At 41.3% G+C, this 18,412-nt stretch carries 15 protein-coding genes; 3 read left to right on the top strand and 12 right to left on the bottom strand.

Annotated features, from left to right (window positions below):
• Positions 1-73: 73 nt before the first annotated feature.
• Positions 74-295, bottom strand: a complete 222-nt coding sequence (locus AWH49_RS20770) for a sulfurtransferase (RefSeq protein WP_342341789.1) — start codon at positions 293-295, stop codon at positions 74-76.
• A 330-nt stretch (positions 296-625) separates the two neighbouring features.
• Between AWH49_RS20770 and AWH49_RS20985 the strand changes: the two genes are divergently transcribed.
• A complete protein-coding gene (locus AWH49_RS20985; protein ID WP_280512828.1) occupies positions 626-760 on the top strand; it encodes a hypothetical protein in 135 nt (44 codons plus the stop codon).
• Positions 761-1,407: 647 nt separating this feature from the next.
• Here the strand turns inward: AWH49_RS20985 and AWH49_RS12040 are convergent.
• Positions 1,408-3,084 carry a ribulokinase gene (locus AWH49_RS12040; RefSeq protein WP_063965910.1) on the bottom strand — a complete coding sequence of 559 codons (1,677 nt, stop codon included), beginning with the start codon at positions 3,082-3,084 and terminating at the stop codon, positions 1,408-1,410.
• 210 nt (positions 3,085-3,294) lie between these two features.
• Between AWH49_RS12040 and AWH49_RS12035 the strand changes: the two genes are divergently transcribed.
• Complete coding sequence (locus AWH49_RS12035; RefSeq protein WP_063965909.1) at positions 3,295-3,714, top strand: cupin domain-containing protein; 420 nt, start codon at positions 3,295-3,297, stop codon at positions 3,712-3,714.
• A gap of 204 nt (positions 3,715-3,918) precedes the next feature.
• Here AWH49_RS12035 and AWH49_RS12030 read toward each other — a convergent pair whose 3' ends face one another.
• From AWH49_RS12030 to AWH49_RS19270, 5 genes are all read right to left on the bottom strand, one after another.
• Positions 3,919-5,376: a restriction endonuclease subunit S gene (locus tag AWH49_RS12030; RefSeq protein WP_063965908.1), complete on the bottom strand. Its 1,458-nt coding sequence runs from the start codon at positions 5,374-5,376 to the stop codon at positions 3,919-3,921.
• Complete coding sequence (locus AWH49_RS12025) at positions 5,373-6,803, bottom strand: type I restriction-modification system subunit M (protein WP_063965907.1); 1,431 nt, start codon at positions 6,801-6,803, stop codon at positions 5,373-5,375. The genes AWH49_RS12030 and AWH49_RS12025 overlap by 4 nt, the downstream gene beginning before the upstream one ends.
• 83 nt (positions 6,804-6,886) lie before the next feature.
• On the bottom strand, positions 6,887-10,093 hold the full coding sequence (gene hsdR / locus AWH49_RS12020) for a type I restriction-modification system endonuclease (RefSeq protein WP_063965906.1): 3,207 nt from the start codon (positions 10,091-10,093) through the stop codon (positions 6,887-6,889).
• A 473-nt stretch (positions 10,094-10,566) separates the two neighbouring features.
• Positions 10,567-12,171, bottom strand: a complete 1,605-nt coding sequence (locus AWH49_RS12015; RefSeq protein WP_063965905.1) for a M20/M25/M40 family metallo-hydrolase — start codon at positions 12,169-12,171, stop codon at positions 10,567-10,569.
• Between the two features lie 91 nt (positions 12,172-12,262).
• A complete protein-coding gene (locus AWH49_RS19270) occupies positions 12,263-12,391 on the bottom strand; it encodes a MazG-like family protein (protein WP_082862810.1) in 129 nt (42 codons plus the stop codon).
• Positions 12,392-12,534: 143 nt separating this feature from the next.
• Here AWH49_RS19270 and AWH49_RS12010 point away from each other — a divergent pair, with 143 nt between their 5' ends.
• Positions 12,535-13,122 (top strand): LysE family translocator, encoded by a 588-nt coding sequence (locus tag AWH49_RS12010; RefSeq protein ID WP_342341790.1) that lies wholly within the window; start codon positions 12,535-12,537, stop codon positions 13,120-13,122.
• A gap of 217 nt (positions 13,123-13,339) precedes the next feature.
• Here the strand turns inward: AWH49_RS12010 and bioC are convergent, their stop codons facing one another.
• The 5 genes from bioC to bioA are packed head-to-tail and all read right to left on the bottom strand — an operon-like array spanning position 13,340 to position 18,089.
• Positions 13,340-14,134, bottom strand: coding sequence for a malonyl-ACP O-methyltransferase BioC (gene bioC, locus AWH49_RS12005; protein ID WP_063965903.1), 795 nt, complete (start codon positions 14,132-14,134; stop codon positions 13,340-13,342).
• Positions 14,127-14,846: an alpha/beta fold hydrolase gene (locus AWH49_RS12000; protein WP_063965902.1), complete on the bottom strand. Its 720-nt coding sequence runs from the start codon at positions 14,844-14,846 to the stop codon at positions 14,127-14,129. Before AWH49_RS12000 ends, bioC begins: the two co-directional genes overlap by 8 nt.
• Entirely contained in the window at positions 14,846-16,018 is a 1,173-nt protein-coding gene (bioF, locus tag AWH49_RS11995) for an 8-amino-7-oxononanoate synthase (protein WP_063965901.1), read from the bottom strand. The genes AWH49_RS12000 and bioF overlap by 1 nt, the downstream gene beginning before the upstream one ends.
• Positions 16,015-16,710, bottom strand: a complete 696-nt coding sequence (gene bioD / locus AWH49_RS11990) for a dethiobiotin synthase (protein WP_063965900.1) — start codon at positions 16,708-16,710, stop codon at positions 16,015-16,017. Before bioD ends, bioF begins: the two co-directional genes overlap by 4 nt.
• Positions 16,707-18,089, bottom strand: a complete 1,383-nt coding sequence (gene bioA, locus AWH49_RS11985) for an adenosylmethionine--8-amino-7-oxononanoate transaminase (RefSeq protein ID WP_063965899.1) — start codon at positions 18,087-18,089, stop codon at positions 16,707-16,709. Before bioA ends, bioD begins: the two co-directional genes overlap by 4 nt.
• Between the last annotated feature and the right edge of the window lie 323 nt (positions 18,090-18,412).

The raw sequence follows: 18,412 nt of genomic DNA, 5'->3' as shown, positions 1-18,412 counted from the left end.
CTTCAAATAAGTAATTTACATACATATCATGCCTATTCAAGTATGTTTTGATTCTACTTGTATCGTAAGTACTTCATTTTGTAGATTCGCCAGTTTCCAAAGGAAGTGAAGGATCAGTGGCCCATTCTGTCATGGAACCATCATAGATCGTAACATCTTTTTTTCCAAGTTTGTTTAATACGAGGGCGTTCCACGTTGCCGCAATCCCACTGCCGCAATACGTAACGACCTTTTTATTCGGATCAAGGACGCCTGTTGACTCTACTTTCTGTTTCAAAGACGCTTCATCCAGCAATGTGTTTGTATCTGGTTTTAAGAAATTTAAAAACGTTTTTTGGGAACGGCAAAAAACCCGGCCGCTGGGGTGGGCCGGGTTTTCTTTGTCTATTTATTTGTTAGCTTTACGATAGAAATAAATGTGCCCTCTTCAGAATATATTGCACCAAAAATGGTCGTAATTGTGGTGGTGAATCGACGAACGTTCGTAAAAGTGTACTTTTACGAGCAGATTTGATAAGTTTACATGAGTCTCCTTATCTATTTTCAAATGTTATGTGCTTCAAACAGATCCGGTGAGAAAATAGATCCTTTTATTTAAAATAAAAAAGAAGAGGAAGTGACATGAATGGGTCTTAAAGAAAATTCAAAAAAGATCGTATCAACGGCGAGTGACATGCTGAAAGATGAAAAAAACAGGGAAAAAGCGAAAAATATTGCTTCTTCTGTCTTAGCACAAGCCAAAAAACTGAAAAAGAAATAAGTTATGATTAAGATAGAGCATGATTCCATTTAGGAATCATGCTCTTTTATTACCCGTGGGCTATAGAAGCTGCATTCAGCTGCTGAGAAACCAAATTTCCCTTTCCAAAACGATCCAAAAGTATGAATCTAGCTTGAAGGTATCTCCTTTTTCAGGCACCTTATCACATTGTACTTGATTCCAGACACCGATCGTTCCTGTCTATCAGGCCGTTCATCGCTGTCCTATTCATTAATAAAATACCCCGCCACAGAAGCAGTGTCGTTTCATTTATTATTTAAAACATTTCTTCATCATTTATATTGGCCGTATGGATTATGTAGAAACAACTCATGTTATTCTAATCTATTGGGACTGCGGATAAGAATTCTTGCTTGCCGATATTTTTTCCATTGATTCGATCCTTTTTGACAATGAGACATTTTCTTTCTCAAATCCGCTAATGTCTTGGCACGGAATTGAGAAAGACTACGTATCGCCCGTCTCGATACCAATACGGCTTTGTCTTCTGTTGCCACTGTGAACGCATCGATTTCACCTAAATCCCCGCCCACCGCTTGAAAATCATCTGTAAACTAGTTGCCCTGTGGTCGTCATATTGAATCACAACAGGCAATTTCATCTACATCTGTACCTCTAATTTCCTGTCACTCCGCCTCGTTGTCTAGACTTCTCATCTTTTTTAAGCCGTGCATGATTTCATACTTCTCACGGCCAAAATAATCATGAAGCTCTAAATAATATTTATAAAGTTCATCATAAATTCGCACATTTTCCACGATAGGAAGGAAAGTTTCTTCTTTCACTTTTGCCATATTCTCAGCTGCTTCGAAAATCGTATTGTAGCCGCCCCTTAGCTCTCCTGCTGCAACGGCTGCATACATGGCTGCACCAAGAGCAGTTGTTTGATTAGAGTCTGGTATTTTAATTTCTCGATTCGTAATGTCGGCATAAATCTGCATAAGCAATTTATTTCGTTGCGGCAAACCGCCACTCGCAAAAATTTCATTAACCTCGATCCCAGCCTCCGTATAATTTTCAATAATTTTTCTCGTACCAAATGCTGCCGATTCTAATAAGGCTCGATAGATTTCTTCCGGTTTCGTCGCTAATGTAAGCCCCACAATGGTCCCGGATAAATTGGCATCTACTAAGACAGAACGGTTTCCATTCCACCAGTCCAAGGCAATAAGGCCAGATTGTCCTGGTTTATAGTTGGATGCCTTTTCCTCCAATAACTGATGCACACTCTTTCCTGCTTCTTCAGCTTGTTTTACGATATAACTTGGCACTGCATGATCTACATACCAAGCAAAAGAATCCCCTACAGCTACTTGTCCTGTCTCATAACTGTAATAGCCTGGAATGATTCCATCTTCTACAATTCCGCATACACCTTCAATTTTTTCCTCTTTATCCGCGATCAGCATGTGACAAGTAGATGTCCCCATCGCCATCACAAACTGCCCTGGACGCACAGCGCCAACTGCAGCTACTCCTGCATGGGCATCAATAATTCCGACAGCCACAGAAGTTCCCGGTAAAAGCCCTAAACGCTGGGCCATTTCTTCTGTCAGTTCTCCTGCCTTTTCGCCAATGGATTGAACCGCTCCGCGCATTTTTGTTTCTAAAATATTTTCAAGACGAGGATTCAGCGCTTTAAAAAAGGAGGGCTCTGGATACCCGTTTTGCTTACTCCAAAATGCTTTGTAGCCGCATGTATTACTACTACGAATAAGATTGTCTGTTAATCGAGAGGTGATCCAGTCACATACTTCCATAAATAAGTCTGTTTCCTCAAAAATCTCTGGTGCTTCTTTTAGGATTTGGAGGATTTTAGGGAACATCCATTCCGAAGAAATTTTCCCGCCATAGAGGCTTAAAAATTCTTCTTCCCTTTCCTTTGCCAACTGGGTAATTTCATCTGCTTCACCTTGTGCCGCATGATGTTTCCATAATTTCACCCAACTATGCGGATTGCTTTCCCATTTTTGATCAAAACATAATGGATTTCCTAATTTGTCTAAAGGAAGAATAGTTGACGACGTAAAGTCAATTCCTATTCCAATGACATGACTTTTATCTATTTGCGCCATACTTATTACTTTAGGGACTGATTGGTAAAGTACATCTAAATAATCTCCTGGATGTTGTAAAGCCCAATCTTGTTGAAGAGGTTTTCCATTCGGCAATACCTCGTCTAAAACTCCATGTTTATATTGGGTTACGTGAGTGGCGATCTCCTCCCCAGTCATGACGTCAACCAATAATACTCTTCCTGATTCCGTTCCAAAATCTACTCCAATTGTATATTTTCTAGTCAAATCGTTTTTCCCCTTTCCTAATCTTTAACTTAGTAGTCTTCTTCCAAAAAAGCAAGATAAGAAAGAAGCCCAAAGCCAAGCAGGAGCCCCACACAAAGAACCATCATCCAATTTGAAATGTGCGATAGGAATGAATCTGTCCTTGTCGAATATGGATTATGTAGAAACAACTCATGTTGTTCTAATCTAATGGAACTGGAGGTACATAATATGAATACAGAATCTACTTGCCGACTTATTCGTTCGGCCAAAACATATCATGGCAAACAGGGGTTTGACTACTTAGGAGCCATCTCAAAAGAAAGCGTCGGTTCTAAAGGGATCTGCATGCATTTATTGACGATTCCCCCGGGCCAACGAGCAAAAGCACATCTTCATCAAGACCACGAGACAGCCATCTATATGCTTCAAGGGAAATCAGCCATGTGGTATGGTGAGAAACTTGAGCAGCATATGAACGTAGACGAGGGAGACTTTTTGTATATTCCGGCAGGTACGCCCCATCTTCCTTATAATCCCGATGAATTTGAATCTTGTACAGCCCTGATTGCTCGTACGGATCCAAATGAACAGGAAAGTGTCCTCCTCCTCCCAGAACTTGATTCCTTATGGGAAAAGAAACAGTCGTAAGCGGAACCGTTATCCATTCTTGTTGAAATTAAAACGGAAACAATTTAACTTTATTTTGTCCCGTGCTGAAGCCAATGATTTCGCGGTTGACGTTTTTTATTTCACTTCTGAATAAAACTCATTTCCACTGTATTCTAAAATCACACAAATCAATCAAAGCAAAAAGCCCGAGGACATAAATATTCTCAGGCTTTTTGGAGACTTTTATTTCACTTTGTCTTGCAGCACTTCTTTCAACAACTCAATCGCACTTTCTTCACTCGGATCGTTGGTACCAAGTTCACCCCGGAAAGCTTTTGAAAGAATAGTCTGTTTTAGCGTTTCCAGTTGTTCCTCAACATGTAGAATTTTCAAGGAGTCTGTTTCTTTTTTAAATATAGCAACCAATTTCTTTTCAATTTCCTTTGCCTCATCTAGTGGCGGTACTGGTATTAATATAGATTCTACTGCCTTAGAACCTACGTTACCTTGGTTTACTCCCCCTGTCTCAAAACCAAAAAAAGTATTTCTAAATGTAGATGATTGAAGATAGTAGAAAACATACTCATCCATTCGTTTAGGCTTTAACGACAAAATACGTTGATTAAGTAGTAACGGTTTATCTGTTCCATCCACTTTAACCGCATAGCCATAGTCTCTTTTATATTTCGTTCCCGTCAAGGACAATAAAATATCTCCATTTTTAATGGTGTATTTCTCGAGAATTTTCACATCATATTCTTTAGGCAAATAGACAGGATTTCGTTCTAATGCTAATTTATTTTTATATAGATTCCCCATTCTAATGAGCTGGATGCCTTGATCTACAAAATCCTTGCTCTTAAATGCATAACCATTCTTAAATTCAGCAATATCTTTTAGAGTGCTCCATCTCCATGTATCTGGTATCTCATAAGGCATTGTCGAGTCGTTTGATATGGAAACTTGAATAGATTTATTCTCTTCAATATTTTGATTTTCTAATCTCCATGAATTTGTTAGCTCCCCGCGAAACGCCTTATCCAAAATAGCCGCTCGACGAAGTTCAAACGTTTCTTTCGCTTCCTCAATCAACTGCTTTGTTTCTTCCATTTTATTTAAAAGGCGCTCTATTTTCCCAGCAATCCTTTTTTGCTCATTTAAAGGTGCTACTGGTATAGGGACTGTCTTTAAATTCTTTTGATTCAAACTCACTTGATTGACAGCTCGATTGACTCTTTCTCTCACATCTTTTCTAAATTGATAGGACCTCATATAGTATTGAGCATATTCTGGAGCTACTTTCTCCTTGAAAAGTCCTATCTTTAATAAATTCATCCCATGCACTAAAGGAAGATCACTCCCCTTAATTAAAGCTGTTTTCCCAACATGTTCTATACTATTAATATGACTTAGCACAATATCATTAGGTTGATAATAATCCTTCTCTTTAACAGAGCTAACTTCTTCAATATATCCAATTCTATTTAAGTCAATCTCGTTATTTTGTACGGATTCAATTCTCGTTACCTTTACTCCCAAACCATCTTTATTTTGTTTAACCGTAGTGCCATTTTTAATTTCTTGTGCTATTGTATCGACATATGTCCACACCCAATTCTTTGGCACCCTATATGGTTGCTCTTCCTCTGGCACAAAAGCTTCTTCCAGCAGTTCTTCGATGGTCTTCTGTTTCTTACTCATTGCGTGACCACCTTGTCTTCTTCCACTTCCCTAAGCTCTTCCACAACTTCATTTAATAAATCCATCGCCTGCTGAAGTTTCATTATCGCTTCTTCTGCCGAATCAATTGGATCTGGCAGATTTTCATAAGCAGATAATGAGTCATCAGCAATCAATCCGATATCTAAGCTGTCATCCTTTTTCGCGATTTCTTCTCGTGTATACTTGTTCCAGCGTTCATCTTCCACTTGAGAACGGTCTTCTGCCACATAGGCTTTCATGAAGTTTTCAAAATGAGCCATCGTTAACTGATTACGTTTCCCAAATGAAGACATATTTGTGCGAAGGTCATATACCCAAACGTCTTTTGTGTTATCTTGGTCTGTTGTTCCTTTTGTGAAGAATAAGACATTTGTTTTAACACCTTGTGCATAGAAAATACCTGTTGGCAAACGTAAAATGGTGTGTAAGTTACATTTGTTCATCAAGTCACGACGAATTTGCGCACCGATGCCGCTTTCAAACAAGACATTATCAGGGATTACAACCGCTGCACGTGCTTGTCCGTCATCTTTGAGCCCATTGTAAATGACCTGTAAGAAGTTCAACTGCTTATTTGATGTTTCAAATGTTAAGTCATCACGTGTCACACGTTCGCCGCCTTTTTTCGTACCGAATGGCGGATTGGTGAGGATCACATCAAAGTTTTTCATCCATTTTCCGTTACTTGACAACGTATCACCTTGTTCTAAGCGTCCTTCCATATCGTGCAGCAATGCATTCATTAACGCTAAGCGGTGCGTGTCTTTGACGAGTTCCATACCAGTAAAGGCTTCCTTTTTCTGAAAGTCTGCTTCTACCGTTTCTAAATCAAAATAGTTATCCGTTTTTTCTTTGACGTACCGATCTGCCGCAATCATAAAGCCAAATGTACCAGCTGCCGGGTCATTGCACCGCTCACCGGGTTTTGGATCAATTAATTGCACCATAACGTCAATAAGTGGTCTTGGTGTAAAGTATTGTCCCGCTCCTGATTTTGTCTCGCTCGCATTTTTCTCAAGCAATCCTTCATACAAATCGCCGAGTCCTTCTTCTTTCGCATTGTACCAGTCAAGCGCATCAATGGACTTAATGATCTTCTCCAAGTTCTTTGGCTCTTCAATACTTGTCGACGCATCGCTGTAAATAAGACGCAGCTGTTTGTTGTCGCTGCTGCCTAGTTCAAGAAGGAGCTTTTGATAAAACTGCTTTAATGGCAGTCCTTCTTTTTCGATTAAATCATCCCAGCGGCAGCCTTCTGGAATTGCCGCTTCTGTGTCTTGTTCTTTCATCATTTTCAAAAACAGCAAATACGTGAGTTCTGTTACATATTGCTGATAGTTAATGCCGTCATCACGCAGCACATTACATAAATTCCATAACTTCTGTACAATCTCTTGGTTTGTCATTTTCACGCCTCCAACATCTAGTTCCATCATTATATCGTAAAAAAGCACCGCTACACGGAATAGCGGCACGTTTCTTATTGGGATTAATTGGCATATAAATTCTCATTAATCGTGAACACAATGGGATCAATTAAGTCGCCGAATTCCCTTTTCAACACTTTGTATCCACCGCTGCTTTTAAAGGGCTCTTCCGTAAAAGCATCTTCTGGTGTAGGAGCGAGTACAGGGAACAACAAGAGTTGCTTTTCAATTCGCTCCAGCCATTTTTTCTGTCTAGGTGTCCATTCATGAAATGAATATACTTTTTGCATCGCATATTTAATACGCGTCTCGTGATCCACAAGTGCTACACCGAGAGCGGCTTGGCGAATGAAACTGATCATATCGGCCGCAATTTCTTCGTTCTTCGCTTGCTTCCAGGCGGTCTGTAAATGGGATTGCTTAAACCCTTTCGTTTCCAAAATGGTCATCAGCTCTCTCAAGTCTTGTTTCGTTAAATCTTTCGGTCGTGTGCAGATGAGTTGAAGCGCCGGGATTTCGTTCATATTTTGTTTCACAAATTGAACAAACCCATCCAAATAGTCTTCAGGACGACTATTTCCTTCTCCATAACCTCTTATCACGTCCGTCACTTTGTCTTCTCGATTGGAAATGTACCGTTTCTCGCCTTTCGCTCTGTACATTTCCATATATTCAAACAAAACTGAATCCTGCTTTGCTTCTTGTGGTGAATAGGCTTGAACTTCTTTTGCCCACTGATCAATGCTTTTGCCGTTGGACAGCTCTTCAAATTTCTTTTTATCTTCTTCCGTCAATCGTTGCTTACGCCGCTGCAATTTCGCCGCCAATTGCTCACTGTAAAAGCTGGCTTCTTCATCGGTCCCCGCATCGGTCAGCCGCTCATACAATTCACCAATGCTTTGATTTTGCTGCTTCACAACCGGCTTCATTTCTGTATAGCTTTGCAACTTGTCGTAAATGCCGACTGCATCATAAATAGTAAAATGTGTCTTGCCGATCTCGGGACAAAGACGAGTTGCACGACCGAGCATTTGATCATATAAAATACGGGACTGCACCCGTCGTAAGAAAACAAGGTTTGTAATAGCTGGCACGTCGATTCCGGTTGTGAGCAAGTCCACCGTGACAACGACATTCGGCAGCCGCTCATTTTTGAACCGCTTGATTGATTCGAGCGGCTTATAAATATAGCCCGTAATTTTAACAATGGCATCATCTTCGACTTCATCGCCCCGCTCTTGAAAGGCTTCTTTCAATAAACGAACAATTAAATCGGCATGTTGATCCGTTGCCGCAAAGATGAGTGTTTTTTCTTTTCCCATTGGATCAATGTATTCAACCAGTTTATTCAAAATCGCTCGGTTAAACGGTTCGGTAATGACTCGTTTGTTAAACTGCTCCACTTCAAAATGAATGGCATCTTCCACTTTTTCAAGTTGAATTTCACCTTGATCTACGTCATATACTTCGACTTCCTCGTCTTTTTCAAAGGTAATCCCAAGAGTAGAAAGCTCTGTTTTAAATAAATAGGGCGGCTCGTGATCGACTAAGAAACCATCCAGTACCCCTTCACCGTACGAATATTTGAAGATTGGCATTCCGAATATGTCGGTCGTATGAAGAGCGGGTGTCGCTGTTAGTCCTAAGCAAGCTGCATCAAAATAATCAATTACTCGCCGGTACTGACTAATGTAATCGTTCTGATCCCGAAATTGTAATTCATCATCCGACATTTCACGGTCACTCGTATAGCCACGATGCGCTTCATCAACAATGATAAAATCGTATTGTCCGACACTCGGTATTCTGTCATCTTCACTATAAAATAGACGATGAACCATTCCTTGCACCGTCGCAATATGGACTCTCGTCATCACTTCCGGCGACATGTCTTCCATTGATTTCACATCATATATGCTCGAGAAAGGGAGTCCTTCTATTTCGGTATCTTTCAAAGCATTTTCGGTTTGTCTGCCGAGCGCTTTACGGTCAACAAGAAATAGGATTCTACGGCACTTCTTCGCTTTGATCAAGCGGTACATTAACGCAATAGCAGTTCGTGTTTTCCCTGTCCCTGTCGCCATCGCAATCAGCATTTTTCGCTTACCTTCTTGCAACGCCTTTTCAGCAGCTAATACCGCATGTTGCTGATAAAGTCTCAAGCCAAATTTCGTCACGTCCTCTTCTTGTAGCTGCTCATTCACCCGATCGTCCTCTTGACTGAGAAGCAATTGAAGGTCTTCAGGAGAGTGCCAACCTTCGAGCGGTCGAGCATGCTCCATTTGCTTCCGAGAATCCCAAAACCATATCCCGGATTCTTCTTGCAGCTGTCTTAAAAAGGGTCTGCCATTTGTCGCATATAGAAAGGGCGCTTTATAGTTACTCGTTGTTGGTACAATCTGCTCCTTTTCAATTGGCGTGACATTTTTGGCATATGTTTTCGTTTGGCTTTCCAGTACAGATGGAACATTTTTATGCTTGGCTTTTGCTTCTACTAACCCAACAAGCCGCAAGCCAATAAACAAAGCATAATCCACTCTGCCGCTTCCTACTTTCCATTCCGCAATCGCCATGTTGCGATTTTTCTCCGGCAATGTTCCTTTTGTGTAATGATTTAACACGTTCGTGTCTGCTTCCCACCCTGCTAATCGTAATTTTTCATCGATAATCGTACGTGTCTCTGCTTCCGTTAATTGCTGACGACGTGCTAATTTTTTCGATTTCTGTTTACGCTCTTGTTTCGTATCGCTTTGCTCTTGTTCTGCTTTTTGACGAATGACTTCCAACTCTTTTTCAAGTTGTTGCAATTTAGCATCATACTCTTGCTGAAGAGTGTCCATTTTATCTATCTCTTGATCCGTGTATTCAACGTACTCAGGCGCTTGAAAATGCCAATCACCGTACACTTCCATAAACCATGCAGACAGACGAAAAGCGATTTGCAGCATCGCTTTCGCTTCCTCCACCTGTCCATATTCCGCTTCATGAACCGCTTGATTCCCTTTGCGTCGCAGTGTCTCAAACAGATCAATGAATTCAGGCTCCAAAACCCCTTCGCGCCGCAACGTATTAATCCGATCCACCTGCGTCGTATTATAGGCTTCACGAATATTTTCAGATGCCAATATGTATTTCGCCATCGTTTCCGCAAATAAGCGCAGCTTCATTAACGTTGTATGTGGATCCACATATACATTTCTTTCCGCGGACTCCGCTAAATTAGCAAGAACATCCCATTTTCCTCGGAAAAACGAAAAATTGCTCGTCATTTTTATCACCGTTTCGAGTAGTTATTTATGAATAGTATACTATACTCAACCAAATATCCGTAATGGACTGGGGTTCAGACTGTGATCCTTTTCCTACACATTATTCCGAAAAACCCCAATTCTTATTTGCTTTTTTAATGATTGATTCAGCACTATATTTTTAAATTTAGTGTTACTATTTCATTAACGGACCCGATAGTTGAAGAAACAGCACGTATTTTTATTGAGATAATACGAAAAGCAAAATGAAGCGCTGGTTACAGACATTATTGCTTATTCAAATCGGAGATGTTGTATCTAACTGATTTAAAATAGTAAAGGAATTGATCCAAGCCGTTGAGAGTTATATTTACTATTATAACTATAAACATTTCCAAAAATGACCTAGCCACCGAGCTCCGATAAAATACCGAATCACGATAGCTGCATAGTCTTTTTAGAGCTGTCTACCCTGGCAGGGGGAAGTTCAGAACTCAAGGCTTTATGTTTTTGATTAATTGCTCTACCAAATAAGGCAGCTGTTCAAAGGCATGTTTCATATGCAAACGCTCTGTCCGTTTATGGGCGTCTTTTCCAAACGGTCCGATGTTTAAAATAGGCGCTTGCAGCTCCATCATTTCTGTAAACGGAATCGAATAGATATCTTTCCAGACGGGTGTATTTTGTCCATATGCTTCCCATCCAGCATCCATACTGCTTCCGTTTACATAACTCAAATCGCATATACCGTTGAAATAATGCATGCGTTCAATCAATAAGTCGAATTCGTCTTTTGCCAGACTCGTTACCTGCAAAATTGCCTCTTCTACGAGCGAATTGCCGGATGAATTGACCGCCGGATAAAATGGGGGCGCAAATAATAAAATAATCGCTGGTGTCAACTCCTGCGATTGGATAATAAGCTTATCGGCAATTCGAAATGACTTTTCACGGTCATCCCACTCTTCATAGGTATACACATCCGCTTTTACTTCTTCCACAAAATCTGCCCCAAACTTTTCAATAGAGTAGCGTAGCAGCTCTTCATAGCGGATCACGCGCACCTCACTAACCGGCTCCACTTCATTGGACCGACAGACCTTCGTGTAGGCTTTATTGCATTCGTCTGCCGCCTCCATTGCTGTCTGTTCAAACTTTGTCATAATGTCTTCTGCTGTCTGCTTCATGACAAATACGTTATACAGCGCAGATGAGCGATACGGTGTCTGAGTTGAGTATTCAAGGCGGAGATCTTTTTGCTGTAAGGTAATCGGAAGCGGCGTCTTTTCGCCGAGCACTGTTTCCTGAAACAACGGATTCCATTCCATTTTCTGGGTCAAGAAAGATGCGATGTAGGGGGAAGTTAGTCCATTGATTGGTTCACCTGCATGTGTTTCCCGGCCATAAAACAGGGCACCCGGCATAACTTTTCCAATCGTACCAGAATAAGTTTTACATGTTGTATCCCCTGGTTCCTGCGTAAAAACAGGCTCGCTATTTAAAAAAAGCTTGTACGTCAGGCCAAATTCTTTTTGCAGTTCCACCAGCTTGGGAACGGCGGCGCGCATGCCGGCTGAATTCACTTCTTCATCTGGCACGGCCAAAAGCAAGAGATTAATTGGCCACTTTTCTGTACTCGCTTTTTCAATCAATTGCATATGCAAAGCCAGCCCCATTTTCATATCCATTGTCCCGCGTCCAAATAAATACTCTCCCGACTGCAGGTCTGCCAGCACGTCATCCGGCAAGTCATTCGGGTTTCCCATCCAGTAAGCCGTCAATTCCTCGGGCTGTGTGGCAAGTGGCTCCAGCTCCCCGTATTCCTCCGTGCTGACGGTATCATAATGGCTAATTAGACAGATTGTATCCAATGTGTCCGGATGTTTATAAAGTGCCGTCACAAATTTCCGCCGCATGTCCGCGGCATGCAGCGTCAGGTGTTCCGGGTACTGATGAAAATAATCCAGACTCTGCAATTTCGACTGAAGCTTCATCGGAAATTGCCGCTCATCCTCTGTCATCGTGATGCTTTTCCAACCGGCCAGCTCGCATAAAAGTGCCCGCAGCTTATCAGGTGAATCCCACAGTAACGTTGTCATCGCGATCCCTTCCTTTTATAGATCTGGAAAAGACAAAAGAGGCCTACAAATACATGATTTTAAAAACTCGATGAAGTTTTGTTATATATAATCATTCCTGATTCCCCAATTTTACGGGGTATTTTTCTGCATTTTTTTCGAGCTTTTTATAGACTTCTGTCTCAAGGTCTATTTCCAGCTTATCAGCCATCTGTACTAAATAAATAAAAATATCAGCCATCTCTTCTAAAGCTGCAGGAAAGTGAAATAACTGTTAACTCCATTACACTAAAGCGTTAATATAAATAATATGGTTTAGCCATTAAATCAAAAATCTAAGAAAAGGATTTGATAAACTTGGTCACTTTTATATTAATTGTTCTAATGCTCTTTCTGATCCCAGGTCCGGCCGTACTGTTAACGATCTCTCAAACTGTTAAAGGCGGGAAGAAGAATGGGATGATAACGGGAGTGGGCATAGCTGTCGGTGACTTAGTCCATACTTGCGCAGCAGTTCTTGGGCTTTCTGCTATTTTAATGACATCTGCACTTGCCTTTGAAATCGTTAAGTATGTAGGTGCAGCCTATTTAATTTATTTAGGGATAAATGCTTTCATTGAAAAATCGAAAAAGGGTGAGAAGCCCGTCACAAAAAAGGTGAATTCTACTTTATCTTTTCATCAGGCTTTATTAGTCGAACTGCTCAATCCTAAAACGGCTCTTTTTTTCTTAGCTTTTTTACCTCAATTTGTCCAAAGTGATGGATCTTCAGTGACAATTCAGCTTTTAATTTTAGGCTTAACTTTTGTTTTAATGAGCATCTTGTATACGACTTTGTTGGTGCTGCTGGCGAGTTTGGTAGGTAATCGGTTATTTCTAAAAAATAGTATAAACTCACAATGGATCGGTAAGGTAGTCGGTATAGTCTATGTTGGTTTAGGTTTAAAGTTAGCTTTTCAAAATCAAGAATAAATACTTCCTTTATCCCTTATGTGCGATGCTGATAAGAAACGTACATAATATGTATATGTTCGTTCTGCAAACTAGGGTAACGACAGCATTCTTTCATTTACCACGCTAAGATCATGGCCAAAATGAAAAAGCCGATTGTCCTACGCTACAGAACAATCGGCTTTTATGAGGTGAAGGGAGCAACTACTGGTTTTGGGGCCAGTTACTTTCGTCTTCACTATTTTGTAATTGTACAAAATAGTGCGTGATATGTGGCTTGTATACAGCCGTTTTGTTGAAATTTCTCTTCGTATAACCTGATCATGCTGCGAAAAACACGAGGGCTTTGACTCGAAATCCCGTCATTACTGTTGGCTGCTCCGATTTTGCGAACAGAATCCAAAAAATCGCGAACGGTTGAAAACCATTCTATGTAGTGCGCTTGCTGCATGGAAACATGCCCATACTGTTCACATAATTCCTTTAGCTGCTGCGGCGTAAAAAATGACTGCCCGATAGCCCTATCTTCTGTTCCTACCAAATTTCTTACTGCCTGTTGGAAAGACAGATGAAGCTCTTTAAACGTTTCATGGCCAAATGTCGTAAACATCATGGTGCCGTTATCCTGCAATGATTTGAACAAACGGTCTATCGTTCCTTGCAAATCATTCATCCACTGAAATGTTGCATTTGAAATAATCACATCATACCGCCCCGAAAAATCAATTTGCTCAATATCTCCGCATATAAAAACAGCTTTTTCGGCTCCTATTCTTTTTTTCGCCTGCTCAATCATATCCGGTGCAAAGTCAACTGATGTGACAAAAGCATAAGGAAAGGAGTTTACTAGTTGTTCTGTAACATATCCTGTACCACAGCCAAGCTCTAAAATAGAAAGGGGGGCCTGTGATGTGTATGTTTGACACAGTTTTTGAATAATCACATCACCCATTTTCTTTTGCACATTCGCATATTCATCATAAGTTAAAGCTGCCTTATTAAAACGTTTTTGAAGCAGCGCTTTGTTAATCATGCTCGTTCCCCACTTCTGCAAATTGTTGAATCATATGAGCACATTCCTTTGCTTTTGTAATGTGAGGCGCATGTCCAGCACCCTCCCATACATGCAAACAGGCATTCGTTCTTTCTCCGATGTAGCGGGCAGCTTCCACCGAACATACACGATCATTCTCTCCATGCAGCAAAAGAAGAGGAACATGCAAGGTAGAAAGAAGCGACCTTACGTCACGATGTATCAAGTAATTGAGCCCAATAAGGAGTGAGTTTGTATCGTCCTTTGCAAAATGTGCACGCACGGCTGGAAATGACTCCTTCCATAGTTGTTCAGTAGCCGAGAACATACTTTCATCAAACCTTTTAAGAGCACCGTCAGTTTCCTTCTGTACGCTCCGCTTTAATCGGTCCACAAACTTAACCTCCCACCCTGCATAGTCAGAGTCAGTATCTTGCGTAAATCTTGCTGCCCCTCCTATGAGCACTATACCGCATACAGGCTCTTGCGACGCTGTCGCTAATGCAGCAATAGCACCAAGTGACCAGCCGATCAAAATAACCTTCTTTTCTTGCCGAATAATGTGACGGACACGATTTTCTATATCCTCCTCACTTTTCGTATGATGCCAATTTATAAATCGAATACGGTATGATGATAAATGCTGGCACATTTCATCCCAAACCGGGGTATCCATTCCCCATCCCGAAAGCATAATAAGTGTCGGTCTCATTAAGAAAGTACACCTTCTCTCAGCCCAGTTTCTGCTATGAGCTTTACTGCCTCTCGGATTTCTTCAGGCTTATGCTCGGATGTAACAGTCAACCGAATGCGCGAACTATTTTCCGGAACTGTCGGTGGACGAACAGCAATGGCCGCAATCCCTTTTTCCTGCAGCATCTGACTAAAGCTGATAGTTGCTTCATTTGATCCAATGACAATTGGAACGATGTGAGTGCTGCTGCCCCCAGTATTAAATCCCGCTTGCTTTAATAGGTCGCGAAGCAATGTTCCATTTTGCATAAGCAAAGCGCGTCTGGTTGATTCATCACGGACAATTTCAACGGCGCGTTTAATAGAGCCGACAGTACTAGGCGGCATCCCTGTTGTGAAAATAAAGCTGCGCATTGTGTTAGTCAAGTATTCCATTAATAGCTTGCTTCCTGCTAGATACGCTCCGCTGCAGCCAAGCGCTTTGCTGAAAGTACCCATATGAAGATCAATACGTTCAACCAGCTCCTGGGCGAGACCCGCCCCATTTTGACCATAAACTCCACTTGCGTGGGCCTCGTCAACCATAAGAAGAGCGTTGTATTTTTCTTTTATATGTACAAGTTCACGCAAATACGCCGTATCGCCGTCCATACTAAACACTGTATCCGTTACAATAAGCTTTCGTTTATTTGCAGGCGTCTCCTGAAGAAGTTTCTCTAAATGCTCTAAATCGTTATGTTTATAACGCTTTTGCTCGGCCCGGCTCAATATAATCCCGTCTGTAATGCTGGCATGGTTCAGCCGATCACTGTATACAACATCGTTTCTTCCTAAAAGGGCGGACAACGCTCCCAAATTAGCTGTATAACCGCTGCCAATGAGCAAAGCTCTTTCCGTACCCTTCCAGTTTGCAATATCTTGTTCCGTCTCCTCATATAGAGGATAGTTGCCGACAATCAATCTTGAAGCTGTTGCACCTGCTCCGTACAGAGAAGCAGCCTCTATCGCAGCTTCTATTAATCTTTTGTCACCCGCCAAACCTAAATAGTTATTGGAAGCTAGATTCAATAGCCTTTTTCCATCTTTTGTAATCCAGCAATCAGGACCGTTTTCAGTTACATGAAGCTTTCGAATTTGCTGACGCTCTTCCCTCAATGCCAATTCGTTCTGCAAATACTGATACCAACTCATGCAAGCCACTCCTCCAGCTTAGAAATATGAATAGAATATTCTGTGGCTTCAAGTGCGTATTCTCTTGTAAATTCTTTGCCTAGCCAAGGTATCATTCCTAAAACAGGTACACCGCTGAACTGTTCAATCATATCCCGGTTTTCTTTTACCCTCTCCAGAGCTTCATCCCGATATCCTGAAAGAATAACTCCAGCAACCTTCAAACCTCTTGCTTTTGCGCATTCGATTGTCATTAAGGTGTGATTTACGGTACCAAGGGTCGGGCGAGCAACAATAAGGAGAGGCATATTAAGGGCTTGTGCAAAGTCTGCTACTAGTGCATCTTCGGTATATGGAACAATTAAACCGCCTGCCCCTTCCACGATGATATACTCGAAATACTCTTGTATATTCTTGCAGCATCTTACAACGTCTGCCAAAAACACTTGCTTTCCGGCACGCTTAATGGCCAATCTAGGAGCGAGCGGCTCCTTGACAGAAAACGGACAAATATGAGAAGCATATGTCTCTACTCCGGATAAATATTGTAAGCGGGATGCATCACCTGCAGGGTCACAGGAAAGATGTCCGCTTTGAATTGGCTTGCACACGCCGACGTCATATCCTCTTTTACGTAGAACACCTGCTAATGCCCCTGCCACAACAGTTTTCCCAACCTCTGTATCTGTCGCCGTTACAAAGAACCCTTTCATCCTTCTCTCTCCGTTGTGTCTGCTATTGCTTCATATAAAACGTTAATCATTTCATTCAGTTCTTCTATGGTGGAAGCTAGCGGAGGCATGAACACGATGACATTCCCCAGAGGACGAAGAAGCATACCTAGTTCGCGAGCACGGCGACATGTCAGTCCCCCTATGCGCTCCGTCCAGGAGTACGGTTCTTCCGTTTCTCTATCCTTCACAAGCTCAATGCCGACCATAAATCCTTTTTGTCTAATATCACCTACATGTTTTAAACGATAGAAATCTTGCAATCTGTTTGCTATATACACCGACTTATCAGCAACCTCCTGGACAAGATTGGTTGTTTCAAACAGTTCCAGATTCGCAAGAGCAACCGCGCATCCTAGCGGGTTTCCCGTATAGCTGTGACCATGGAAAAATGTTTTTTGCTCCTCATAATCCCCTAAAAATGCATTATAGATTTCATCTGTCGCAACCGTTATAGCTACCGGTAAATACCCCCCAGTAAGCCCTTTTCCTGCTGTCAATAGATCCGGTGTTACGCCTTCATGCTCGCAAGCAAACATCTTCCCTGTTCTTCCAAATCCCGTTGCCACTTCATCCGCTATAAGTAGTACATTGTATTGCGTGCAGAGTTCTCGTAGTCCTTTTAAATATCCTTCAGGCATGACAATGATTCCGCTTGCGCCTTGTACAATCGGCTCTACAATAACAGCCGCTATTTCATGCGATTGCTCTCGTAATAGCTGCTCCATCTCTTTAAGGTTCTTTTTAACAATCTCTTCTTGTTTATGCAGGGAACGATATGTATAAGGATAGGGAAGCTTAATAGAAGGAAATAAAAGCGCATGAAAGGTTTCATGGTACAAATCAATGGCACCGACCGAAACAGCACCGATTGTATCCCCGTGGTAGGCTTCCTTCATCGTAATAAATTTATGTTTTCCCTTCTTTCCCTTATGCTGCCAGTATTGAACGGCCATTTTAATCGCAATCTCTACTGCCGTTGCTCCTGCATCAGAATAAAATACTTTTTTGAGCCCCTTTGGCATGATCTCAATCACCTTTTCAGCAAGCAGAATAGATGGTATATTGGCCATGCCAAGCAGTGTAGAGTGTGCAATTTTTTCTAACTGATCCGTAATCGCATTATCGAGTTCCTTCACTTGATGACCATGTACGTTAAGCCAAATTGAGGAAACACCATCCCAATAAGCATTTCCTTGTATATCATATAGCTTTCTTCCCTCCCCGCGTTCAATAATGAGCGGATTGTCCTCCATATATTCTTTCATTTGTGTAAATGGATGCCACAAGTATTCCTTATTTTTTTTGGACATTTCTTCATACGTATACGTAAGTGAAGAGTGTGTAGAAGTTGTTTTCATGCATTACACCTCTTTCGTTAACCATATTTAAAATTAAGTTAACATAAAAAAGAGAATTGTGTCAATATACTATAATCTAATTGTACAGTCTTCAAAACTATGCTTTGACGCCTTTTAATCGCTGAAAATAAAGTAGTAATTGGAGGTCAAACAGGAACATTGTGTAAATAAAAAAAGACCCAATCTTTTAGACTGAGTGGGGGAAACTAAAGCGAAAAAATAAATGGGTTGCAAAAAGGGTTGACCCATGGTGGCGGATCAGCCTTTTTTGCATGATTGATTCTTCCCTTAACACCCTTCCCTTACCGGTTGTTTACAGAAGA

This window comes from Domibacillus aminovorans (assembly GCF_001643235.1).
Classification (GTDB): domain Bacteria; phylum Bacillota; class Bacilli; order Bacillales; family Domibacillaceae; genus Domibacillus; species Domibacillus aminovorans.
This window is presented reverse-complemented; position numbering and strand designations above follow the sequence as displayed.